Origin of the sequence: Alteromonas sp. W12 (genome assembly GCF_001924945.1) — a bacterium.
GTDB lineage: Bacteria > Pseudomonadota > Gammaproteobacteria > Enterobacterales > Alteromonadaceae > Alteromonas > Alteromonas macleodii.
This window is the reverse complement of record NZ_LQXH01000001.1, coordinates 1,729,501-1,755,095: the sequence shown is the minus strand read 5'-3', so window position 1 is coordinate 1,755,095 and position 25,595 is coordinate 1,729,501. Positions and strand designations below refer to the sequence as shown.

16 protein-coding genes are annotated in these 25,595 nt (G+C 44.1%); 3 read left to right on the top strand and 13 right to left on the bottom strand.

Going from position 1 to position 25,595, the window contains the following annotated elements; translation table 11 throughout:
* Positions 1 to 1,425, bottom strand: a complete 1,425-nt coding sequence (locus AWH61_RS07395; protein WP_075176612.1) for a cryptochrome/photolyase family protein — start codon at positions 1,423 to 1,425, stop codon at positions 1 to 3.
* 111 nt (positions 1,426 to 1,536) lie between these two features.
* Between AWH61_RS07395 and AWH61_RS07390 the strand changes: the two genes are divergently transcribed.
* Both AWH61_RS07390 and AWH61_RS07385 read left to right on the top strand, forming a co-directional pair.
* Positions 1,537 to 2,844, top strand: a complete 1,308-nt coding sequence (locus tag AWH61_RS07390) for a DASH family cryptochrome (protein WP_075176611.1) — start codon at positions 1,537 to 1,539, stop codon at positions 2,842 to 2,844.
* 12 nt (positions 2,845 to 2,856) lie between these two features.
* Positions 2,857 to 4,488 carry a cryptochrome/deoxyribodipyrimidine photo-lyase family protein gene (locus AWH61_RS07385; protein ID WP_075176610.1) on the top strand — a complete coding sequence of 544 codons (1,632 nt, stop codon included), beginning with the start codon at positions 2,857 to 2,859 and terminating at the stop codon, positions 4,486 to 4,488.
* A gap of 5 nt (positions 4,489 to 4,493) precedes the next feature.
* On the opposite strand, the gene AWH61_RS07380 is transcribed toward AWH61_RS07385, so the two are convergent.
* The gene (locus tag AWH61_RS07380) at positions 4,494 to 4,781 is read right to left on the bottom strand and encodes a hypothetical protein (protein WP_014976601.1); all 288 of its coding nucleotides are present in this window, start codon (positions 4,779 to 4,781) and stop codon (positions 4,494 to 4,496) included.
* Between the two features lie 208 nt (positions 4,782 to 4,989).
* Between AWH61_RS07380 and fabA the strand changes: the two genes are divergently transcribed.
* The gene (gene fabA / locus AWH61_RS07375) at positions 4,990 to 5,508 is read left to right on the top strand and encodes a bifunctional 3-hydroxydecanoyl-ACP dehydratase/trans-2-decenoyl-ACP isomerase (protein ID WP_014949559.1); all 519 of its coding nucleotides are present in this window, start codon (positions 4,990 to 4,992) and stop codon (positions 5,506 to 5,508) included.
* Between the two features lie 101 nt (positions 5,509 to 5,609).
* On the opposite strand, the gene rmf is transcribed toward fabA, so the two are convergent.
* The 11 genes from rmf to AWH61_RS07320 form a co-directional block, all read right to left on the bottom strand.
* A complete protein-coding gene (gene rmf, locus AWH61_RS07370; protein WP_014949558.1) occupies positions 5,610 to 5,786 on the bottom strand; it encodes a ribosome modulation factor in 177 nt (58 codons plus the stop codon).
* A gap of 302 nt (positions 5,787 to 6,088) precedes the next feature.
* Positions 6,089 to 7,846, bottom strand: coding sequence for a DUF3466 family protein (locus AWH61_RS07365; protein WP_075176609.1), 1,758 nt, complete (start codon positions 7,844 to 7,846; stop codon positions 6,089 to 6,091).
* Positions 7,847 to 7,858: 12 nt separating this feature from the next.
* Positions 7,859 to 9,799 (bottom strand): ATP-binding cassette ATPase Uup, encoded by a 1,941-nt coding sequence (uup, locus tag AWH61_RS07360; protein WP_075176608.1) that lies wholly within the window; start codon positions 9,797 to 9,799, stop codon positions 7,859 to 7,861.
* Positions 9,796 to 10,029: a glutaredoxin family protein gene (locus AWH61_RS07355; RefSeq protein WP_014949555.1), complete on the bottom strand. Its 234-nt coding sequence runs from the start codon at positions 10,027 to 10,029 to the stop codon at positions 9,796 to 9,798. The genes uup and AWH61_RS07355 overlap by 4 nt, the downstream gene beginning before the upstream one ends.
* Positions 10,026 to 12,122 carry a bifunctional 23S rRNA (guanine(2069)-N(7))-methyltransferase RlmK/23S rRNA (guanine(2445)-N(2))-methyltransferase RlmL gene (rlmKL, locus tag AWH61_RS07350; RefSeq protein WP_075176607.1) on the bottom strand — a complete coding sequence of 699 codons (2,097 nt, stop codon included), beginning with the start codon at positions 12,120 to 12,122 and terminating at the stop codon, positions 10,026 to 10,028. Before rlmKL ends, AWH61_RS07355 begins: the two co-directional genes overlap by 4 nt.
* A 67-nt stretch (positions 12,123 to 12,189) precedes the next feature.
* The gene (gene pyrD / locus AWH61_RS07345; RefSeq protein WP_014949553.1) at positions 12,190 to 13,197 is read right to left on the bottom strand and encodes a quinone-dependent dihydroorotate dehydrogenase; all 1,008 of its coding nucleotides are present in this window, start codon (positions 13,195 to 13,197) and stop codon (positions 12,190 to 12,192) included.
* 166 nt (positions 13,198 to 13,363) lie between these two features.
* Complete coding sequence (locus AWH61_RS07340) at positions 13,364 to 18,202, bottom strand: NAD-glutamate dehydrogenase (RefSeq protein WP_075176606.1); 4,839 nt, start codon at positions 18,200 to 18,202, stop codon at positions 13,364 to 13,366.
* Positions 18,203 to 18,398: 196 nt separating this feature from the next.
* Positions 18,399 to 20,717, bottom strand: coding sequence for an efflux RND transporter permease subunit (locus AWH61_RS07335; RefSeq protein WP_039227704.1), 2,319 nt, complete (start codon positions 20,715 to 20,717; stop codon positions 18,399 to 18,401).
* Between the two features lie 15 nt (positions 20,718 to 20,732).
* The gene (locus AWH61_RS07330) at positions 20,733 to 21,779 is read right to left on the bottom strand and encodes a WD40/YVTN/BNR-like repeat-containing protein (RefSeq protein ID WP_061485904.1); all 1,047 of its coding nucleotides are present in this window, start codon (positions 21,777 to 21,779) and stop codon (positions 20,733 to 20,735) included.
* 79 nt (positions 21,780 to 21,858) lie between these two features.
* Complete coding sequence (locus AWH61_RS07325; protein WP_014949549.1) at positions 21,859 to 23,226, bottom strand: DUF1329 domain-containing protein; 1,368 nt, start codon at positions 23,224 to 23,226, stop codon at positions 21,859 to 21,861.
* An 11-nt stretch (positions 23,227 to 23,237) separates the two neighbouring features.
* Positions 23,238 to 25,298, bottom strand: coding sequence for a DUF1302 domain-containing protein (locus tag AWH61_RS07320; protein WP_014949548.1), 2,061 nt, complete (start codon positions 25,296 to 25,298; stop codon positions 23,238 to 23,240).
* Positions 25,299 to 25,595 lie beyond the last annotated feature (297 nt).

The window sequence follows — 25,595 nt, the reverse complement described above, 5'->3', positions numbered from 1 at the left end:
CTACTCTTTTAATGTTTGGAATGCGTCTAGCGCGCGTTGACGCGATGCTTTTAAATCAACAATAGGTTTTGGATATTCCTTACCAAGTTCTATACCTGCATCTTTCAATATCGCCGAAGGGGCTTCCCATGGCTTATGGATATACTTGTCTGACAGCTTTTTCAACTCAGGGCAATACTTACGCACATAGTTGCCCTTTTTATCAAACTTTTCGCCCTGTAGTATTGGGTTAAATATCCTGAAGTAAGGCGCAGCATCTGCGCCAGAACCCGCAACCCATTGCCAACTGGCGCTGTTACTCGCAAGGTCGGCATCCAACAATGTATCCCAAAACCATCGCTCGCCTTCATGCCAACTTAGTAATAGATTTTTCACTAAAAACGAGCCCACAATCATTCGAACTCGATTGTGCATGTAGCCCGTTTGCCACAGTTCGCGCATGCCAGCGTCTACGATAGGAATGCCTGTATTTCCCTTTTGCCACGCTTTAAGCGCTTTCGCATCTGTGCGCCAAGGAAACTTATCAAACTTTTCGTTGAAGTTCTTATTAGGCAAAGTAGGAAAATGGAACAGCAAATAATAGCTGAACTCGCGCCAACCTAACTCACTCAAGTAGGTTTCAATGCTTTTGTCTTCACTATTTCCAAACTTGTCCTTTATCGCGTACCAAACTTGATTTGGAGACACTTCACCAAAGTGTAAATGCGGCGACAAACGCGATGTCCCATTGGCTGACGGTATGTCTCTGCCGTCTTTGTATTTACGTGCTGAATTTTCAATAAAGTCGGCTAAATTATCAGCAGCGCCGTCTTCGCCTGGTGACCACTCTTTTTCAATGGTTGCATCCCAGTTGATGGAAGGGAGTAAATCTAGCGATGTTAATCCATCGCTGTCGTTGTCGACATCCGCATAAGTAATACGTGCGGGTGGTGCTTTGGGATAACGGGGCTCTTCAACCTGCAGGCAGCCCTTCTTGTAGTAGGGTGTAAATACGCGATACGGAGTACCGTCTTTCTTCAATACTTTCATTGGCTCCCATAGTAAGCTGCCGTTACAGCTATGGGCTTCATAATCATGCTCGATTATGGTTTTCTTGATCGTTTTATCGCGGTTTATTTGCCATGGCTCATAGCACCGATTCCAAAAGATACCTTTAGCGTTAAATGACTTCATTAACTTTGGAATAAGTGTCTGTGGGTCACCCTTGAATATTTGTAAATGTCCGTTCAAGCGTTTATTGAGCGACGAGAGTGAATGATGCAGCCACCATTTACTTGCACCCCCAGGCTCTCTGCCATTAGGTGCAGTGTCATCATATATGTAAATGGGTACTATTTTTCCCATATCACAGGCAGCGTTTAAGGCCGGATTGTCTTTTACACGAAGGTCTTGTCTGAACCACATTATACTAACGGGAACGGTCACTTTTTTTCCTCAGGCATTGCGCCAAATCTTAATATTATTCGTATTGCATGTACTACGATAAAACTCGGATTCAGGATCCGTAGAAATAGTAAAAAAGTACTCAAAATTAGTATGATAAATCACCACCAACAAACAAAACGTACGAACAACAATCAACGAGGTTTATATTGGTTTCGACATGACCTTAGACTTCACGATAATGCTGCTATTTCTGCGCTGTGTGAAGCAGTACAGCAGGTTACTTTTCTTTATATTCTTGATGATAAAGCGTTTACACCTACGACATATGGTTTTGCGCCTTTGGGGAAACATAGGCATACATTCCTGCTTCAAACACTTGTGGATTTAAAACGGCAATTAGCTAAGCTCGGACATGGTTTGCTCATTGTCAAAGGCGACCCTGCTGAGTGTTTAGTTCAATTGATGAAGTCCGGACAATATTCTCACCTTGGGCTAAGCGAGCACTGTGGTTTTGATGAGAGAGCACAATTAAATGCAGTAAGGCGCTTTTTCGATTCGGTAACAGTAATAGAAACTCCGACGTTTGGCTTATTTGATGCACAAACCCTTCCTTTCAACATCGAAGAGATGCCCGACGTTTTTAGTCCGTTTCGCAGAAAAGTGGAAAAGCACTGTAAGCCATTATCTGTTCATCCACCCATGGAAAGCTTACCAAGCCCTTTTACACCGCAATTAGATGAGTCTTTTTTATTCGCCATTGATACTGATTTACCAAGCCCGTCTCAATCATCGTTTGTTGGAGGTGAAACAGCAGCGCTGACGCATTTAAATACTTATCTCTTCGATTGGAAAGCTGCAGCAACTTATAAAGACACAAGGAACGCTTTAGATACTTGGCAAGACAGTACCAAGCTTTCGGCTTGGTTAGCGAACGGGTCGCTGTCTGCACGGGAAGTCATTCGGCAAGTTCAACAGTTTGAAGCAACCGTTGAAAAAAACGATTCCACTTATTGGATATACTTTGAATTACTTTGGCGCGAATTTTTTCATTGGTTACAGTGTAAATACGGGGCCAATTGGTTTCGTTTTAGCGGTATCCAGGGTAAAAAGCCGTCGACACAGCATTGTCCGGAAACCTTTGCGTTATGGTGCGAAGGAAAAACCGGTTATCCGATAGTCGATGCTTGCATGCGACAACTCGCTGAAACTGGCTATATGTCAAACCGAGGCAGGCAACTGGTTGCGAGCTGTTTGGTTCACGAACTAAGGCAGGACTGGCGATACGGTGCAGCGTGGTTTGAGCATCAATTAATCGATTACGATGTGGGGAGTAATTGGGGCAATTGGCTTTACTTAGCTGGTGTTGGAAGCGACCCTCGCGGCCACAGACAGTTCAACCTTCAAAAGCAGACTGAGATTTATGATTCGGACGGCCAATTTCGTAAAAAGTGGTTGTAGTTAGTTCGTCATATGGTTCCAGTACATTCTAAACAATCTGTGACTGTCATATGGTTTAAACGTGACCTTCGTCTTCGAGACCACGAGCCTCTCTACCGTGCAGTTGAAAAAAACGAAAACATTCTACCGCTTTTTTGTTGGGAACCTTCCCTTATGGCCGACCCGCATATGGACATGCGTCATTGGCAATTTATCCAGCAAAGTATCGACGACATTAACGCCCAATTGCCTTCAGTCGCCCGTTTACTGACCTTACACTGTGAAGTTATTGATGCGCTCGAGCTTATTGCCCAGCATTACGCTATTTCAGCGGTTAGGAGTTACCAAGAAACAGGATTGAGTGTTACGCATAACCGTGATATTTCAGTTGGTAACTATTTGAAGAAAAAGAAAATAAACCATATTGAGTCCCAGTATGGCGCAGTGATGCGTGGTTTGCCTCACCGTGAGCAATGGCAGCAAAACTGGGATAGTCACTTTACAACGAAAACCTATGATATTGATATAAACAGCGTTAATTGGGTCGACTGGGCCCAGCACAACAACATCAACACTGCTTGCAAAAATTTAGATGAGCTTGGTCTGTTTGATTGTCATATTACTAGTCAAACCGGCACTCATTGTAGCGAGAAATCGAATTATTATCGGCAGGATGTTTTAGACAAGTTAAAAAAATTAAACAAGATGCAGCCAGGCGGTGAAAGGCGTGCTTGGCAAGTATTAAAAGATTTTTTCGATGCTAGAGGACAATACTACCATCAGCATATTTCTAAGCCGGAATATGCAAGACGGGCATGTTCTCGTTTAAGTCCCTACTTGGCATGGGGCAATCTATCAATTAAGCAAGTTTACCAAAGCGTTCAACATCAAAAGCAGACGAAAAAGTTACTGCCGAATTCTGATAGAAAACAATGGAGCCGCGCCCTAGCCGCTTTAACGTCTCGGTTACATTGGCACTGCCATTTTATTCAAAAATTTGAGAGCGAACACAGTATTGAATGGCGACCAATGAATAGTGGATACGAAAACTTTCCGTTTATAGATGGCCCAGAAGCAGAGCGTCGCTTTTACCTTTGGACACTGGGATTGACCGGCTATCCGTTGGTAGATGCCTGCATGCGAGCACTTAAGTATACCGGGTACTTAAACTTTCGAATGCGTGCCATGGTAACCAGTTTTCTGTGTCATCACCTAAATGTACATTGGCTAAAGGCAGCGCATTATTTGGCAACACAGTTCTTAGATTTTGAGCCAGGTATTCATTACCCCCAAATACAGATGCAGGCTAGCGTAACCGGCATTCACACCGTGCGGTTATACAACCCTGCAACACAATCTTCAAAATTAGATCCTGAAGGTGTATTCATCAAGAAGTGGGTGCCGGAACTTGCTAAATTACCCAGTGAAGCTGTTCACGCCCCTCACCTATTGCCGCCCCTAGAAGCGCAAATGTTAGATTTTGACGTTGAACGCGACTACGTTGAACCGCTCGTTGATATAACAGAGAATAATCGCATCACTGCAAAGCGCTTATGGGACTATCGCGAGCGAGATGATGTGGTTAAAGAGGCGCATCGCATTGTTAAACGCCACACCATGCAAAATAGTCCGAGTCGTGCATGGCTGAAAACAAAAATTAAATAAACCGGCTAACGGTTATTTTTGCGAAGCCATTCGTTCAGTAGTTTAATTTGTCCACATTTGTACGCTGCGTACATAAGCCGCATGGCATTTGACATAGCTTCACTGTCAGTCCAGCCAGTTTTGTCGCGTATTTCATCATAACATGCCTTTGCTTCAGGGCTAACATAGCCTCTTACAAGTTTCTTACCTGCGTCTTTTTGCCTTTCTCTGAACCTTCGTTGTTTATCAGCGTTGGCTTTAGCTCTATCTGCGGCACTCTTTTTAATGCTTTTTTTCGTTGTTTGTTCTGTCATAGTTTTCACACAATGTTACGTTACTGTAGAGCTTGTATTTAGAAGTCGTACAAAAATCACACGTGTAGAACGATGTTTGTACAAGCCAAAGTTGCTAAACCTATATTAGCATGCGTTTTTCTTCAGAAAAATGACTGTTCAGAGTTGTTTGGCGTACAACTGTTCGCTAAATTAGCAGCGTCACTTTAATAACAGCAACGAGTTAGGAATGTCAGAGAAGAAAAATAGTTTTAACAAAGAAGATTTATTGGCGTGTAGCCGTGGTGAAATGTTTGGCCCAGGTAACAGTCAACTTCCCGCACCTAACATGTTAATGATGGACCGCGTAGTTTCAATTACAGAAGATGGCGGTGAGCATGGGAAAGGCGAAATTATCGCTGAATTAGATATTACCCCCGATTTATGGTTTTTTGATTGTCACTTCCCAGGTGATCCGGTAATGCCGGGATGCCTAGGCCTAGACGCGATGTGGCAGTTAGTTGGTTTCTTCTTAGGTTGGAGCGGCGGCCCTGGTAAAGGCCGAGCTTTAGGTGTAGGTGAAGTTAAATTTACCGGTCAAATCCTTCCAACCGCTAAGAAGGTAACGTATAAGATCACGATGAAGCGCGTGATAAAGCGTAAACTCTTCATGGGTATGGCAGATGGTTCAGTAGAAGTTGATGGCCGTGAGATTTACGTAGCGAAAGATTTGAAAGTTGGCTTGTTCCAAGATACCTCAAACTTCTAAACTGCCTTTATAGAGCTATAAGGTCAACTAACGTTGACCAACAAAAAAGCCCCTTTTCGGGGGCTTTCCTTTTTGCATAATCAGTTCATAAAAGAGAAGTGTTATTTAACACTTAAACCTAAGTGTCTGTCTTCTACTGCCTCGCGCCATCCACCTAACCACTGTGAACGTGCATCGTTTTGCTGAAATGGACAATTTTCCTTTGAACGACCGCTAATGCCAGCTTGATAGCCTTTCGAATGGGCGCGTGTCAGTTTATCTCTTTTTTGTCTTTTCATTGATTAGCCTCTTTTGTTTGTTGAAAGTACAACAAATCATTTTCTCGAGCGCTCTACATCATTTCGGTTGATAGTGCCGGAAAAGTGATTGCGTACAATACTGTGATAGTGCAATTCACTAAATGGTTCAAGAAAAATAAAAAATAAAAGGGCTTGACAAAATTTAAATAAATGAAGTTTCTATGAAATTTATGTTACATTTTTTATGCATAAATATGTCTTTTTTTACGTTTTTTAGGCATAAAAAAAGCCACGCATAGGTGGCTCTTTTAATGTTGATTACATATTGTCCAAATGGTCAGCTATTTCTTTAAACGTCTACGCATAAATACTGCAGCAAATAGACCAAACAATGCGAGTATACCTGTTGCAGCTCCTTTTCGCTCGTAAGGTTGTTCGTCTTCAGGGACTTCACATTCCTCGATAGAACCATTTGCTAATGGAGACAGCTTAACAGCAACGACTGTGTCAACTTCTTGTGTTTCACCGTCAGAGTTAATTACATCGACGCCAGTAACGTATTTATTTGTCGCCTTAATTCTCGCGTTCGCAATGATTTCATTGTCATCATTGATATCTACCGCTTCAATTAGCTCGTACGGGTTATCACAAGACACTAAATCATTTAAGTCAGTAAACTCTTCAGTGTCTATATTGTACATAAATGCTGCGCTTTCACGAAGAGTATCGCTTGTTGCATCTACGTCTGCTTTACCCACAACAATATTATTATTGTTGATAGCGTTTGCGGTTACACCGGCACTCACGAAGAAACCATCGGGGTAATGCTGCTCTTGGGTATCAAGGTTATACACAAATAAGCGAGAACGTGCGATATCGCTTTGTGAACGAAGCACTGCGCCCGTCACCCAATTTTCGTCATTAATTGCGATAGCTTGGCTAATGATATTTTCTTCGCGAGGAAGAAGCTCAATGGTTTCACCATCTCTGAACACTGTGGCAACACGTTCACTTTCGGTTCTACCTGAGGAATTTGGGCGTGTAATCGTAATGCGATCGCCCGTTAATCCTTCGCCTACTGCGATACCTTGATTGTTTATGTCATAGGCATAAGTGAAGTAGTGAAGTGCATCATCTTCATCAGGTTCAAACAATAGAGGGTAAGTGTCGGTGCTTATCACATCACCATTAACATCGATTTGCCATATTGTGGCATTCACTTCAGATAGGAGAACGAAACTAGGCAGGTAGGCAGAAGAGGAATTGATAAAATAGCTAGAGATGCGTGGAACAGCAAATTCACCGTTGTATATTGTATATAAACAGCGTCCTTCCGATCTGTCTCCACGGGTTTCATCATCTGCACATGTATCTACTGCATCACTTACATCGTCACGGAAACTAACCGTACTAAAGCCCGCTACTTGTAGATTCGCGTTAACTGCACGAGCTGACGAAAAGCCGCCCGCTGTCGTGTCAACTGCAGGTAGTACTTTAGTTTCGCCCGAAGCTTGGACAAAGGCTTGTTGTGCCGACTCCGGATACGTGTAGTTAATTGTGTCGCCATCTTCGTCTTCATATGGGTCGAGTACCACTAGCGCCGTTGAATCTCCAACGATGAAGTTGCCGTTCAGGCTATCTCGCCCTGTTGATTCAACAGACTGCGTGTAGTCATCGAACTTATCTGTTACCTGATCAAGACCTGGCACCAAAGCGATATCTTGCGTATCGGTGGCATAGGTTCTGTATGACGCCAGTTTCTGACCCGTTGTCGACGTCGAATTCGACAGAAGATAGTTTACGATCGTGGTGTAATCGACATCAGTAAAAACGCCCTGACGCGCATTGTCTTCGTTTTCTAGGCTTTCACCGAATTGATCGAAAAAAGTTGTATCTTCTTCAAGCTGTTCAGCGTCGATAGGTGGGTTGAATTCCAACTGTGCAACAGACAGCATTTTGCCTGAGTTATCGATCGAACGAGCAAAATTGTTTCTAGCGGTATCCTGTAAAGGAAGAGGCGTCACTGAATAGGTCGCGGCGAATGCCGAAACACTTCCTGTTGCCAACAGAACGGCGGCGGCAAGCTGAGTTCGTTTCATTTAAAATCCTATTTACTGCTGATTATCTTCCAGCATACTTTCTAGTTCATCCCAGCGCGCATATTTCTGGGAAAGTAATTCTTCTTTATCTGCCAATTCTGCTAATGCTTTGGCAGTAATGTCACTGTCTTGTTTGAAAAAGTCCGGGTCGTTCACTTTTTCTTGCATAGCCTCAAGTTCTTCCTCAAGATTTTCAAGTTCTTTAGGTAAGGACTCAAGTTCACGCTGGTCTTTGTATGATAGCTTTTTCGTCTTACGGGGAGAAGACTTAGCACTAGGACTGTCTGAAGCTGAATTAGTTTCATTCTTTACCTTGGCTTTTTCTTCCTTTTCGATTTGCTGACGTTTTTCCTGTTGCTCTTTATACCAGTTTTCTACGTCAGTGAAACCCCCAATAAATTCGCGAAGCATTCCATTACCCTCGAATACCACACTGCTGTTTGCTACGTTATCAACAAATTCCCTATCGTGACTAACTAAAAGCACGGTGCCGGTATATTCGTTTAGTAAGGTTTCGAGCATTTCCAAGGTTTCAACATCTAAGTCATTGGTAGGTTCATCCAGCACCAATACGTTGCTCGGTTTAAGCATCAGTTTTGCTAGCATCAAGCGGTTTTTTTCTCCACCTGATAGCGACTTAACTGGGGCATTAACGCGTTCAGGCGTAAATAAGTAATCTTGTAAATAGCTGATCACATGGCGCGGGTGGCCATTTACCATCAGGTCGCGTTTACCGTCGCCTACCGCGTCTATTACAGACTTTTCTAAATCTAGCCCGTGGCGGTGCTGGTCAAAGTAAGCAACTTCAAGGTTAGTGCCTCGTTTGCAGTTGCCGCTATCGGGCTGGAGTTCGCCGAGTAGAAGCTTGATAAGCGTACTTTTACCGCTACCATTTGGACCAATGAGAGCAAGCTTGTCTCCACGCAAAACATTCAGGTTTAACCCTTTAACAATAGGCTTGCCTTCAATGCTATAGCTTAAGTCTTTTACTTCAAACACCATCTTTCCAGAGCGCGCGCCCTGGTGTTGATTGACTACCGCATTGCCCTGAACCGCTCTTCTCGCTTTACGCTCCTCGCGTAGTTTTTTCAGCGCTCTTACTCGGCCTTCGTTGCGGGTACGGCGGGCTTTAATGCCCTGACGAATCCATACCTCTTCTTGCGCTAGTTTTTTATCAAACTCAGCGTTTTGTGAAGCTTCAACCTCTAAATCGTGCTGCTTCTTTTCTAAATAAGTTTCGTAGTTACCCGGATAGCTCGTAACCGAGCCGCGGTCTAGATCAATAATTCGCGTAGCCATGGCACGTATAAATGCACGGTCGTGGCTCACAAACACAATTGCGCCTTGGTAATTACTCAAGCTGGATTCAAGCCAGCGGATCATTTCAATATCAAGGTGGTTAGTTGGTTCGTCTAACAGGAGCAAATCCGGCTGTCGAACAAGCGCACGAGCTAGCGCTGCTTTTCTACGCCATCCCCCAGAAAGAGTAGATAGCGATATCTCAGGGTCTAGCTTTAGCATGGTTAGCGTCTGTTCAATTTGCTGTTCAAACTGCCACGCGTCTCTGGCTTCTAACTGTTCTTGTAGTCGCTGTAATTTATTTAAATTCGATTCGCTTGGATCTTCACCAACGATACGGGTTTGATGAAAGTAGGCTTTCAGTGTTTCACCTACGTCAGATAAGCCTTCGGCAACATAGTCAAAAAGCGTCACATCGGTAGTTTGGGGCGGGTCCTGCTCTAGGCGCGCAATGACCGTATTATTTTCAATTATACGCTGCCCATCGTCGGCAATAATATCGCCAGCGATAACTTTCATTAGCGTTGATTTACCACTACCGTTGCGACCTACTAAGCAGACGCGCTCTTTAGGCTGTACAACCAGTTCGACACCGTCTAACAGCGGCGGATTCCCATAAATAACAGTGATGTTTTTTAACTGCAAAATGCTCACTGAAGAAACTCCTCTAAATCGGCTGTATTAAAAGGCCAGCCGATTTCTTTTTCATTATCTGCCCGTTTCAAAACGGGGATCCTTGCACCGTACAAATGATAAAGCTCAGTGCTAGTGCGAATGTTAACCTTCTCTATATTAAGCGATGAAAACATAGACGTTTGTTGAAGCTCAACATCGGCTAAGTCGCACAGGCTACATTGGGGCCCGGTGTAAAAATAAATTTTCATGAGCCTAGCACCCAGCACTGATGGATGTTGCCTTTACGTGCAAAATCTTCTGGAATAGTGTCTTTGGTAATATTGTCTACTGACAAGCCCAGTTCACTCATGGCTGTCTCATCTAGCTTAAAGCCACGCTTGTTGTTAGAGAAGATGATGATCCCCTGCTCTTTTAAGCACGCTTTAGCATCGGTAAGCATTTTTACGTGGTCGCGCTGCACATCCCACGTATTTTGCATACGCTTTGAATTCGAAAATGACGGTGGGTCGATAAAAATTAAGTCGTATTTGCCTTTATGCGTGCCTAACCAAGTGGTGCAGTCAGCTTGAATAAAAGCATGAGGCGCAGTGAGTTTGTTCAGCGCTACGTTCTTCTTTGCCCACTCTAAATAAGTATTAGACATATCCACTGTCGTTACAGACTTTGCGCCACCTTTAGCGGCGAATACCGACACACTACCCGTATATGAAAACAAGTTAAGAACGTCTTTACCTTGGGACAACGCCTGCACTTTTTGGCGGGTATTACGGTGATCTAAGAAAAGGCCTGTGTCCAAGTAGTCAGTAAGGTTAACCAGGAAACGAGCGCCATTTTCAAACACTTCCATCATGTCGCCAGACTGATTAATTTTCTCGTACTGTTTTGTACCTTTTTGTTGGCTACGCACTTTAAGCGCTATCTGTTTTGGTGAAACACCTGTTACTGCTGGCAAATGAAGCAAGACTTCTTGCAGACGCTTGCGTGCTTTATCTTCAGAAACCGTTTTTGGCGGCGCGTATTCTTGAACGACCAGCCAGTCACCATATCTATCTACGGCAACGTTATAATCTGGCAGGTCAGCATCGTATATGCGGTAACAGTTAGTGTTAGCGTTCTTGATCCAGCCTTTCATGCGCTTGAGGTTTTTCTTCAAACGATTGGCAAACTCGTGGTTGCTAGCGTCCTCGCTAAACTGTACCGTGTTTTCTTCATCCAACACATAATTCGCTAAACGACATTCCAGCTTACCGTTATTCATGGCATAGTCTTTGGTGGCGCGAAGCTTTAAAACCCGAAGCAAATCACGATTGCTGCTAAGAAGCGACACATGCCATCCCTTCCAGGCTTCTTTAAAACGCTTACCCCAATCACTAAATAGCGGTATTAACGATGTTAGCTCGCCCAAACGTTCTCCGTAAGGAGGGTTTGAAACGACGTAGCCTGGTGTGGCAACGGGAGGAGAAGATTTTGTTGCGTCTTGCTGTGAGAACGAAATATCGTTAAATACGCCAGCAAAATCAGCGTTTGCTTTTGCAATTGCTACCATTTTACGGCTGAAATCACCCGCGTAAATACCACTGCAGCTAGGCTTTTGCGCGGAAATAGCATGTTCGACTAGCTCATCCCACACTTTCGCTTCATGGCCAAGCCATTTAGTGAAGCCCCAGTAAACTCGCTTAATACCTGGTGCAATGTTACGGGCAATGTAAGCCGCTTCTATGGCGATAGTGCCTGAACCGCACATAAGATCTACCAATGGCGCATCGGTATTCTCTGTCCATCCACTACGCATTAGCATTGCGCTTGCGATATGCTCTTTAAGCGGCGCGTCACCGGTTTCTTGTCGGTATGCGCGTTGGTGCAGACTTGCCCCCGCTAAATCTATGCCTAAAATTACATTATCGCGATGTAGTCTTGCATACACAGAAATATCAGGGCTCTTTCGTTCTACTGATGGGCGCGGTAAGCCTTGTTCTACAAATGAATCTACTATGGCGTCTTTAACACGAACCGCACCAAATTGAGTGTTTTTTATGGCAAAGTTTGTGCCGATAAACTGTACAGATAAGGTATGACGTGAATCCATCTGCATTTGCCAGTCAATACCCATAGCCGTGTTATACAGTGCATCTGCATCGCCTGCTTTGCCTGATGCCAACACCCAAACTACGCGGTTAGCTAAGCGTGACCATAAGCAAAGTTTATACGCATCCTCTTTTGAGCCTTCAAACTGAATAGTGCCAGGCCCTTGCTTAACTTGCGCATCAGGGCAAAGGCGTAGCACTTCTTGTTTTAATAGTTCGTCAAGACCGCGACTGGTCGTAACCAGAATAGTATTCATTCATGTACCTGTTTTTGATGTACGTGCCTAAGTAAAAGCACGTACACGAGAGATTGGTTTGGGTATATTATAACGCGTTTACGATGCGTTTAACGAGCGATGGGCCTTGATAAATAAAAGCCGAGTAGACCTGCACCAGTGATGCGCCAGCGTCCAAGCGTGCTTGTGCCGCTTCGGGTGAGTCAATACCACCAACGCCAATAATAGGAATAGCGCGGTCAAGTGCTTTGTTTAGCTTGCGTGTTACTTCTAAGCTCATATCTGTCATAACTGAGCCACTTAAACCGCCCATTTCCTCAGCGTGCTGTAATCCGGCAACGGCATCACGTGAAAGTGTCGTATTAGTAGCAATTACACCATCCATTTTGCTATTAATTAGCGAAGCAGCAATACTGTCAATTTCCACATCGCTCAAATCTGGCGCTATTTTAATGAACAGCGGCACATATTTACCGTGGGTTTGCGTTAGCGTTTCCTGTGCTGCTTTTAGGCCAACTAACAGCTTATCGAGCGCTTCACCGTATTGAAGGTTTCTTAGGCCAGGTGTGTTCGGTGACGAAATGTTAATAGTGACGTAGCTTGCGTAAGGATAGACTTTGTTTAAGCAAATCAGGTAATCGTCGAGCGCATTCGCTTCTTCGGTATCTTTATTTTTACCAATATTAATACCAATAGGCCCTTTAAACTGAGCCTTTTTCACTTGTTCGACAAGATGATCAACACCTTTATTATTAAATCCCATGCGATTAATAATGGCGTGCTTTTCCGGAATTCTGAATAAACGAGGTTTTGGGTTTCCTGGCTGCGGACGAGGCGTTACCGTGCCTATCTCAACAAAACCAAATCCCATGCTCGCAAATGCGTCAATACAATCGCCGTTCTTATCAAGCCCGGCGGCAAGTCCTACCGGATTATCGAAAGTCATGCCTGCAACGGTAACGGGCTTTTTTATCGTCGGTGTGCTGTACATCCATTTCAGCGGTGTATGTTGGGTCTTATTTAACCAGTTAATGGTGAAATCGTGACTTTTTTCAGGTTCACACTGAAGCAAGAATTTTTGCACTAGAGATTGCATGGTTATTTTTACCGCTCGCTAATTAAGGGCCTGTTGGTCATCAACGTATATTGCGCTTGTATAAGGTTTGCATTTACAAACGATGCTGCAAAAACGTACAGTAATGTTCAGTTGGCCAATAAAAAGCCCTGATAAACAGGGCTTAAATCATTAAGGTGCGTGTATTCTAATGGTTAGACTTCACGCTTAAAAGCATCAATTCACGTAAAGCGACAGAAAATTTCGCAAATTCGTGCGTTGTACTGGTCTTAAACTCAGACATCATGTGATACCAGCGCTTAAGTAGGACCTGATTGCTTTCAATCCACTCATCAAGAATTTGATCTGCACTACTTACGTCTGCGCGAGAAGCTAAAAGATTTGCTGCAATGGAACGCTGCTGCCAATCTAACTCTTCACGATACGAGGCGCGAGCTAACGCTTGCCAGTGGTTGCTTACCGCTTGGTTGTTTATCTGATCTAAGAACCAGTGAAGCTCTAAACGAGAACCTAGCTGATAGTAAAGCTTAGCGACTACATCGGTATCATGCTTATCTGCTTCAACGATTTGCGCAAGGTCAAAGCTAGAGAACATGTTAGAGAAGCTTGCAACCTGATAAGCGATGTCTTCTGGTACACCCTTATCAATGTATTTCTGCGTAGCGTTTTCAAGCTGAGTAAATTCGCTTTTAACCAAGTAGTTTTGCAGGTTCTTCGATAAAATATCGAAGGTACCACGGTAGCTCGCGATGGCTTCTTCAATGGATTGCGTCTTATTGCCGTGACGAATATACCAGCGCGAAGCGCGACGCATAATTCTACGTGCTTCATCTAACATTTTAAGCTGTAGCTGAGCTGGAATAACGTTATCCAGTTGTTCGATGCGCTCCCACAGCGTCTTCATGTTAAAGATACCGTGAACAATTGCGTATGCGTCAGCAATTTCGCTCACACTTGCGCCAGTTTCTTCCTGCATTCTAAACACGAAGTTAAGGCCCATGTCGTTAACCATGTTGTTGGTTAACTTAGTCGCAATAATTTCGCTTCTAAGCGGATGCTGTTGCATGTGTGTTGCGAATTTTTCGCGGAGCACTTTAGGGAAGGCTTCTACTAACAACTTACCGTGGTAAGGATTGTCAGTAATTTCCGGAATATTAAGCGCATCTTTAAGTACCATTTTGCCGTACGCAATCAATACACTTAACTCTGGGCGAGTTAAACCTTGATCCGTGGCTACGCGATCTGAAATCTCATCGTCACTTGGAATAAATTCCAATTCACGGTTTAGCTGACCTTCACGCTCAAGACCGTGGATAAAGCGAAGCTGTTCTTTAAGTTGCTTAACGCCAGCTAACTCAGTAATAGAGATAGACTGAGTTTGACGGTAGCAGTCTTTCAGTACAATTCGACTTACATCGTCGGTCATATCGTAGAGCAACTTATTACGCTGTTTAAGCGTAAGTTCACCGTCGTTAACTAGGCTGTTAAGCAAGATTTTGATGTTTACTTCGTTATCCGAGCAATCAACCCCACCTACGTTATCGATGAAGTCAGTGTTAACTCGGCCACCGTTAGACGCATACTCAATACGACCTAACTGCGTTAGACCTAAGTTACCGCCCTCGCCCACAATTTTAGCTTGTACGTCACGACCATTGACGCGTAAATCATCATTAGCACGGTCACCTACGTCTGAGTGTGATTCTTTCTTGCTCTTAATATACGTACCGATACCACCGTTCCACAATAGGTCAACTGGCATTTTCAATATATTGTGAATTAGCTCATTAGGCGTCATCGTTAGCTGACGCGTACCTAACCACTTTTTCATTTCAGGTGTAAGCTTGATAGATTTAGACGCGCGGCTAAATACGCCACCGCCTTTTGAAATCAGCTTACTATCATAGTCTTCCCAGCTTAGGCTTGGGTTTTCAAACAGGCGTTGACGCTCTTTATAACTTGCTGCTGCATCTGGGCTTGGATCGAAGAAAATATGTAAATGGTTAAACGCAGCGATTAGTCGCGTATGCTCTGATAGCAACATACCGTTACCGAATACGTCACCCGCCATGTCGCCCACACCAACAGCGGTAAAGTCAGTGGTCTGACAGTCGATACCAATTTCTCTGAAATGACGTTTAACCGACTCCCATCCGCCGCGTGCAGTAATACCCATTTTCTTATGGTCGTATCCAATACTACCGCCAGATGCAAATGCATCGCCCAGCCAAAACCCAAACTCTTCCGCAATACCGTTTGCGATATCAGAGAACGTGGCAGTGCCTTTATCTGCAGCAACAACCAAATAAGGGTCGTCATCATCAAGGCGAACAACATCCTTAGGAGGAACAATTTCACCATTTACAATGTTGTCAGTAATATCTAACAAGCTGGTGATGAAAGTGCGATAGCATGCTTGGCCTTCAGCCTGAATAGCTGCGCGACCTTCGCCTACAGGTAGGTTCTTACAAACGAAACCACCTTTTGCACCAACCGGCACGATCACCGTGTTTTTAACTTGTTGCGCTTTTACTAAGCCGAGTACTTCTGTTCTGAAGTCTTCTTGTCTATCAGACCAACGAAGACCGCCGCGGGCAACCTTGCCGCCACGCAGGTGCACACCTTCAACGCGAGGACTGTAAACAAAAATTTCAAACTTAGGCAGTGGTAATGGCATGTCAGGAATGAGTTCCGGCATCATCTTAAATGATACATATGATTTCTCATTGCCGGCATCGTCTGCCTGATAGAAGTTTGTGCGTAACGTTGCAGACATCATATCCAGATAACGACGAATAATTCGGTCATCATCCAAGTTGCTAACGTTATCTAACTGTTCCTTAATAGTCTCAAGAATACCTTCCTCTTTTTTCTCATTACGCTTTTTCTTAGGATTAAAACGCTGGTCGAAAAAGTCTACGAGTAAACGAGCAATGTCTGGATAGTTAGCTAGTGTGTTTGCGATGTAGTCACGGCTGAAAGAACTGCCGGTCTGGCGCATGTATTTAGCATAAGCACGGAGTACCGTAACTTTACGGCCAGTCATATTCGCGCCAAGGATAAGGCGGTTAAACGCGTCGTCTTCTAGTGTCTTGTACCACACTTTGGCAAAGGCATCTTGAAAGAGAACCTGGGCGTTTTCCATGTCAAAGTGCTGACCACTTTTATGTAACATGGTGAAGTCCATGACCCAGTTACGTTCACCTTCTGAACACGTAACTTTATAAGGGCTTTCATCGATTACGCGTAACCCGAAATTCTCAAGCATCGGTAACACGTCAGACAAATGGATAGGCTCGGCACGGTGGAAAAGCTTAAGCTTAACTACTTGGCTGTCAGCGTCTTCTTCTTGTGGACGATAGAACAACATATCCAGTGTGTGGCTGTCGTCTAACATCTCTAGTTTGCCAATATCTACAAGCGCTGCTGACGGTAGGTTATGCTCCATATAGCTGCGAGAGAAAGCATTGTTGTATTTGCGTTCCAACGCTTTACCCGAAGCCTCACCGTGTGCCGCTGAAATAGCTGACGCGAGTCTGTCATTCCAGGTTTTGGTCAACTCAATAATGTTTTGCTCTATTTCCTTCACATCGAATTCCGCGTTGTTGTCGTTGACTCTAGCAATGTAATGCGTACGGGCATATACAGACTCTGAGAAGAACGTAGTAAATTCCACTTCTTCAGTTGCGCCCAATGACGCTTTAAGTAGCGCTTGGGTTTCTTTGCGTAACTGGGTGTTATAGCGCTCTCTTGGCACAAACACCATGCACGAGAAAAAGCGGCCAAAAATGTCTTTTCGAATGAATAAACGTGAAATTCCACGCTCTTGCATTTGAAAAATACCCATCACAATTTGCGCTAGCTCTTCTGCTGGCGTTTGTAGCAACTCATCTCGTGGGTAGGTTTCTATAATATTTGCAAACGCTTTGTATGCGTGAGTCCCGGGCTCGAAACCAGATAGCTCACAAATACGTTTGATTTTTTCACGTAAAATCGGAAGCTGAGTTACGCTGTTGTTATAGAAAGAGGCAGAATACAAACCTAAAAAGCGGTGCTCACCAACAACTTGACCTTCTTTGTTAAATACCTTCACGCCTACATAGTCCATATATGCAGGACGGTGTACTCGCGCGCGTGAATTTGTTTTGGTCAGAATCAATGGGTTTTTGCTAAGCGCTTCCGCACGGGCCGACGCAGGCAAGCGAGACAACAAACGCTCACGGTCGTTTACTGAGTTTTTAAGCAAACCCAAACTGGTGTCGTTTTGAGGGATCCATCTATGGTCCCCTTCAATGGCTTTAACGTCATAATAACGGTAACCCATCATTGTGAAGTTGTGATCGCCTAACCATTCTAAGTAAGCTTTAGTTTGCTTTTTGGCTTCTGCAGATACAGGCCAGTTAAATTTACCATTGTTTTTAATTACGTCTTGCAAGGTATTTGTCATGCCTTGCCAGTCTTGAACTGCCAGAGAAACTTCATCAACGACAGAGTGCAGTTCTTGTGTTAGAGCATCAATGTCTTTTTTCGATGTTTGTCTATCGATTTCGATAAAGATGACCGTTTCTTTTTTCGCACCTTCAAGCGATTGACCTGGCTCAGCAAACGCTTCAACTTTGTTCGCTTTGTCGCGCTTAATGCCAATTGGGCTGTGAAGGAATAAATGTGCGGTGATGTTCAAACGATTTAGCAACATGCGCACCGAGTCAACCAAGAATGGCATATCCGACACAATAATCTCAACAATTGTGTGGCTAGAGTGCCAGCCGTGTTTGGCAATTTCCGGGTTAAATACGCGTATGTATGGCGACGTATGCTCAAACTTCGCCAAGCCATTCCATAAACTAAGTGTTGCACCATAAAGGTCGCTGTCGTTGCGATTTTCTAGGTCATCGCTTGAAATATTTTTATACAACAGACGTCCGAATTGCTGCACAAGAGACTTCTGCTTGGTATCTACTTTTTTGTCGATAAGTGCAAATACATTGTCTAGCAGTACTGAGTGTCGCTGTGAGGTGACTGTCATTTGTTAACCTTTTTTGAATGTCGTAATACCAATCCAGCTTGGTATAAGTGCCGAGTACCTAACTATTTTCTCTAATAAATGACGCTAATGAAAGCCCATTTTTAACCTTATATTAACAGCATAGATAAGTATGCAGAAAACACCCAAAAAAAAGGGCCTAAAGGCCCTTTTTAATGCTTAGCTATGCAAAAATATTTTATGCATCAGGGTCATTCTTGTTCCACCATAGGAATCTTGCTAGTGCAGGCAGTACAATTATTGCTCCAAGCATGTTCACGACGAACATAAATGTAAGCAAAATGCCCATATCCATTTGGAACTTAAGCGAAGAGAACACCCATGTGCTCACGCCTATTGCCAGCGTAATACCGGTAAATAGCACAGCACTTCCACGTTCTTTTAAGGCAGCGAAATATGCTTCTTGAACGGTAGCGCCTTTCTTCAGCATTAAGCTCTTGGTAGAGAGTATATAAATACCATAGTCCACACCTATACCCACGCCAAGTGCGATAACTGGTAATGTAGAAACGGTGAGGCCAATTTGAAGGTATGTCATTAAGGCTTGCGCCAGTACAGACACCACATACAGCGGAATAACAACAACTAACGTAGCACGCAGCGAGCGGAAGCTAACTAGACACAACGCAATAACGGCGCCAAATACATAAAGCATCATAGGGTCCTGCGCTGCACTAACTGCTTCATTAGTTGCGGCCATCACGCCAACAGGCCCAGAAGCAAGACTGAACTTCATATCATCGGTTTGATATTCATCGCGATACGCTTTTACCGCTTCAACGACACGAGAGATCGTTTCTGCTTTGTGGTCTTCCATAAACAGAATAATTGGCATGACCGAGCAGTCGCCGTTAAGTAAACCAGACGACGTTGGAACGCGAGAAATTGCCTGCACCAATGTTTGCTGGTTACGAGGGAGTACCTGCCACTTAACGTTGCCTTCGTTGTAACCTGCGTTAACAATTTTTGCTACAGATGCCAACGAAACCGCCGATTGAACGCCTTGAACATTTTCCATTTTCCACTGGAAATCGTCCATGGCCTTCATCACGCTGTGTGACGTACAAGCTTCTGGTGTGGTTTCAACTAAAATAGAAATGTAATCTACCGTTACTTCGTACTTATCGGTAATCAGGAAAGTGTCCTGATTGTAGCGTGACGTTTCATGAAGCGCAGGTGCACCCGCATGTAAGTCCCCAATCTTCATATTCTGAGCTTGGAAATGACCAAACACGAATAGGATAGCAGTAACGATAAGAATTATTGCCGCAGGCTTTTTACGTGAACAAGCTGCGATGACTTCCCAGAATTTCGAATTAGCGTTTTCTTTACCCGCGAATTTTTCGACATATTTCTGGTCAAGTTTTAAGAAGCTCATCAGCACAGGCAGCAGCAACAAGTTGGTAAGAATGATTACCGCTACACCCATACTTGCCGTAATCGCCAACTCGCGAATAATGCCGATATCGATTACCAATAACGTCATAAAGCCAACCGTATCAGATAACAATGCAATTCCGCCTGGAACCAGCAAATTTCTGAATGCCGCCATAGATGCCCGTTTAGCACCAATACCGGTTACGGCTTGTTTTTCTACCGCGTTAATCATTTGTACGCCGTGGCTCACACCAATGGCAAATACCAAAAATGGCACCAGTATTGACATAGGGTCCATACCAAAGCCAATTGAAGTAAGCAGTCCTAGCTGCCAGATAACGGCAATGATTGAGCATACTAATGGCAATAACGTAAGCATGATGCTGCGCGAGAAGAAATACACCATTACGGCAGTAATCGCGATAGCAATGGCGAAAAAAATCAACACGTCTTTTGCACCGTCGGCCACATCGCCAATCATTTTCGCAAAGCCAATTATATGAATAGATGTATTTTCGTTTTCATATTGACCGCGAAGCTGATCTTCAAGCTCTGCTGCTAATGCCAACGTATTGAGAGGCTCGCCAGTTTGCGGGTCAATATCGAGCAATTGCGCTGTTACCATTGCGCAGCTGTAATCACTGGATACTTGTCTTCCGACGATGTTTGCCTTTTCTACGTTAGCTGCCACCAACTCTAATGCTTCTGGGCTCGCAGAATTAAAGTCGGCAGGAATGACCGGTCCGCCTGCAAAGCCGCCTTCCACAATTTCAGTAAAGCGGGTTGAAGGAGAGAAAAGCGAAATAACTAACGAACGGTTCACCCCATTAATAAAGAAGAGTTGGTCGTGAACATTCTTTAATGTATCGAAGAAGTTTTGATTGTAGATGTTATCGTTTTTATCACACACAGAAACTAATATATTGTTAGCGCCACCAAAATCTTGGCGGTGCTCAATGTACGTTTTCATGTATTCGTGATTTAGCGGTATGTTCTTTTCAAAACCTGCGTCTAAGCGCATTTGTGAAGCTTGGTAACCAAGGAAAACTGTGGCTATAGCAAACAAGGCTACGACAATTTTACGGTTTCCGAATACTAATTTTTCAAGAAAATGGGTCATTGTTTTTATACTGCCCTATTTTAAATTCAACGTTTTAATGCCATTCGCAGTAACGGCAATATTCTTACCATTAAACTGTGTTGCATTAAGAAGCGCGGCTTTGTCTTTAATTTGTGAAACGACAATGCCTTCATCAGCTTCGCAATCTGAAAGGTTCGCATAGGGGTCTCGCATACTGGTGGGTAAAGGTCGCTGTGCGCTTACCATCATCCCGTTGTTACCCAAAGCATAAACCTTCGATTCAGAACCAATTAGAATTGAATTTAGTGTGCTGGTTGAGCAAGTTTGTACGTATTCCCACTCACCTTCGTTTCTGTTAACAAATATATTTCCGCGAAGGCCAACCGCTAGAACGGTATTTTCATCAAGCGGCTTAATATCGAAAAACGATCCTGTATAGTCGACGTAATACCGTTCCCACGATTCTCCCATATTGGTACTTTTGGCTAGCAGACCGGCTTCGCCTGCTAGGTAAAGCGTATCACCATCAAGGGTAATTCTGTTTAAGTGGGGTAAAATAGATTCAAGTTCTTGCTGATAGAAGTCTTCATCTTCTTTTCGAATATCTTCAAGGTATTCTTGATCCATTGGGTCAAGCAGACTGGCATGACGTTCTGCCGTCCATGTTTTTCCACCGTCTAAGGTTCGATAGAACAAGCCATAGGCACCTGTAGCAATCCCCTGCTTTTCATTGAAGAATAATACGTCTAGAAATGGGCGCTGAAGGTCTGGTTGGAAATTTTGTATCTCCCACGTCTCGCCTTTATCTGAAGAATGAAGAATGACAGCGTCGTGGCCCACTGCCCAAATATTATCACCTACAACAGTTGTCGCTGTAAGCGTTGATTGTGTTGGTACGGCTTTTTGATTAAATGCCTCACCATCCTCTGAAACTAACACGTGACCGCGTTCACCGACAATAACGACAAATGTATCAGCGTCTATGTCCAAAAGAACCGATTGCTCAACCAATGGTGCCATGAATGCTTCTTCGGCGATTGCAGTTGTAGAGTAATTAACTGCGAAAGTGGCGGCAATGCACGCTGCAATGGTTTTTTTCATAATTAACCATTCCCCCTATTTATAATTGTCTGCATACAAAAACGGCTGGCAATTGCCAACCGTTTGTTGTTTAAGGCGATTAGCGCATACCTTCTCGTCGTAACGCCTGAGGTGTGAATTCCACATCTCGTGGGCGTACGGTGAAGTCGTACATCTCTTCTTCGTTATCGAGGCCAATGGCCAGGTAACGACGTGAGTTCAAGTCATGGTACACATCCAGCGTAGACCACTGGGTAGGTACTTCATAATAGTTCACACCATACGCTACACCAACACGATAAAGTTCGCCACGATTATCATACATATCAGCAACTTGAATTTGCCAGCTATCTTCATCAATGAAGAATACACGCTTTTGATAAATATGACGGAAACCGTCTTTTAATGTGGCTTCCACTTCCCAAACGCGGTGTTTTTCCCAACGTGTTAGGTCTGGATTAACGTGATTTGGCTTTAATATGTCATCGTACTTCGCATTATCTGAATGAAGTGCATAGTTGTTGTATGCAACGAACATTTCTTTCTTACCCACTAACTTCCAGTTGTAACGGTTTGGTGAACCGTTAAACATATCAAAGTCATCGGTAGTACGAAGGCCATCAGCTGCGGTTCCAGGTGTATCATAAGCAATGTTTGGGGCTAGACGTACACGGCGCTGACCCGTGTTGTAGGTCCATGCTTTACGCGGCTCTTTTACTTGGTCAACTGTTTCATGTACAAGCAGTGCTGTACCCGCCAAACGAGCAGGCTTTGTTACTTTTTGTTTAAACATGAAAAGGACGTTTTCGTCAGTAAGCTTTTCTGGTGTAGCACCTTCTTCTGCGTACTTAATTAATAACTGCTCATCGAAACCGATTACGTTGTAATCACCGCCAGTTGTTACTGCTGCTTGACCACCATTACGCTGAACCGCTTCACCGCGATAGCGAAGTATATGGTTCCAAATTGCTTCAAGACCATTTTGTGGAATTGGGAACGGAATACCAAGAACAGCCCCTTTAATTCCGTTACCGCCGTCTAATAGCTCCGCGCTAGTTGCATTTACCTTAGTTGCATCGTAGATAGCCTGGGGATTAGACGCAGAACGACGCGTTGGGTAAACCGGCATACGGAAGGTTTCAGGGTAAGCTTCGAAAAGCTTTTTCTGACCTTCAGATAGAAAGTCCGCATATTCTTTGTAGTTTTGTGCCGTGATTTCAAATAGCACTTTATCTTCAGGGTACGGGTCTGGATGGTGATCACCCACTGTGTAGCCCGCTGGTGCTGAAGTAATACCGCCAGTCCACGCTGGGATACTGCCGTCTGCATTACCTGCTTTCATAGCGCCCAGTGGCGTCAATTCGTTACCTAGTTTATTGGCATCTGCGTCAGACACCTTTGCCATCGCGCTTGCACCTGACAGAGCAAGTGACAAAGCCGCAGCGATAATTCCTACTTTTCTAATCATAAATACCACTCTTAGATTGCATATTTGATGTTAAATGAAACGAAGTCTCTGTCTGATAGCGCATTAGTAGTACCAATACCGCCCCAGAAAGCGCTGTACGACGCTGTTGCTGACCACTTGCTTAGGTAGTCGAACGTCAATGAAATTGCAGCAGACTTAACATCTTCTGTGAAAAGGAATAGAGGGTCTGGTGTTGTACCCTCTACATCGTGAGAGAATGTTGCACGAGCACGTAAGTTAATTCCGGCCATGACGTCGTTGTAATCAGCGACAGCAAGTAAGCGGTAACCCCACGCATCGTCAGTAGCAAACGGGTTAGTCTCTGGTCCGTCTGATAGCGCTTGGTGTAAACCTTCACGACTATTGCCGTTGATAGGCTCTAGTGACGGCGTACGTGCTGTACCAGGCGCATTTAAGCGAATTACGTTCGGATCTGGCATATCTACAACGTTCACATAACCTACTTCGCCTAATAGTACGAAGTTGTCAGAGCCAAATTTAGGGCCAAACACGTGTGAGGCAGTAAACTGCATTTGCCATGTATCAGAGAATAGATAACCTTCCGCTGTTTCGCCTGGGCCTACTGCTCTTCCGATATTGTTTAGCTGTGAAATACCTTCTAAATCTGGACGTAGCCCAGCATTCGCTAGCTGCTCTGGCATACCCATGTAAAGCAATTCAACATCATCGATTTGAAGCGGCTCATCTACACGGTAAGCAAATTCACCCGCAAGAGCCGTAGTACCGATGTTAGTGTTAAAGCTCATACCATAAAGTTTGATATCTTCTGGGTAGAAGAACTCTGACTGTGTAAATGCACCCAGTTCAGTGATGTTGTCGCGAGTAACGGTATTAGAAGCTAGGAACGCGAGATCCGCGCCAATTCCTTCAGCAGTAAAATCGGATGTCTTACCTGAAATAAGCGGGCGTTGGCTGTGGTAATTGATGTGATAGAAACTAAACTCTGTTTCATTCAAATTCTCAGCAAACCACGTCAAGCGTAAACCGTATTGACCCTGATCGTCCGCGTCATTGTGCGCTTCGTCAGAAAAACCGCGGATAGCCACTTTGGTTGGATAAGCAAGGTAGGCTTGCGAAATGTCAGCTGGATTAGCGCCAGAGCGAAGTAAATCGCCATATCCGTTTAACGCAGTGAGAAGGTGATCTAAGTCGATGTCTGGGTTACCACTGAAACCAAGCTGGATATTTTGGCGTTGACCGCCCTCACCTGCAAAGTCGTTGCCCGCGAAGTAGCTGCCAGAAACTGGAAGCCAGCTGCGCTGCCATTCGTACTGGTAATAACCAGAAATACTCACTGTGTCAGTCAAACCTAAAGACGCGTACACCATCCCTACTGGAAGGAATACTTCTTTAAGTTCTGCACCTGGAGCACGAGCTCGTGTTACATCAACAGGGTTCGTTGTGTTAATACCGTGCTGGATGAATGTACTTTCACCCCAACTAATCACCTGACGGCCTACACGAAGCGTAAGTGGTTTGTCGCCAATCCACCAGTCGCCATAGAAGAATGCGTCGTAAAGACGTACATCGGTACACAGTAGGTCTTCTGCTTCAGGGTCTTGACACAAGTCGTATTGGTTACCCGTTATTGGGTTAGAGTATGGACGGTCGCCGTCCATTTGCTCAAAGTCGTAGAACCAGAAACCACGGGCGAAGAAACCATAGTCGCCAAAATTGATATCTAATTCATGAGTACCTGAAATTTGCGTTGCAAACGCGTCACCTGGATCGTGTGCAAGGTTACCAAGGTCACCATTGGTGGAATAACCGCCATCTGCTAAACCCCACACGTCGCCACTTGGGTATAAAGGGTTGAAAGCTGCGTGATAACCGCTCCAGTCGAATTGAGGATGGTTACTGTTACCTATAAGGTCGTAATCTCTTGCCTCTGTTCGAATACTTGTAGCTAATGTAAATGTTGAATCTAAAGAAATACTTACATCACCCACTTGCCAATTCGCAGCGTGTGCTGGTACTGCAGCAGCACCTAGCAGTGAGAGAACTCCCGCTGCTACCGGTGATATCTTAAAAGCGCTAGGCCCGTTTTTCATATTTTTATACTCCCAAGTCGATGTGACTTAATACGTGACATCATGACCAACCATAACGATTAACAAAATCATTACATCATTTTGCCATAACCGCAAGAACTAATCCTACCAGTTAACAAAATTTACAACATTAGTCGTATCAAATAGTTATTGCTTTATTGTGAGTATAAAAGGCATTTATAAACTTGCAGGAAAAATGTACAGAAATATTGCGAAACTGTTGCGTTAAGTATTTTGGAACGCTCAATGACAAAAGAAAACGCATAAGTGTTACGTATGGGAGTGGTGAAAACTCGT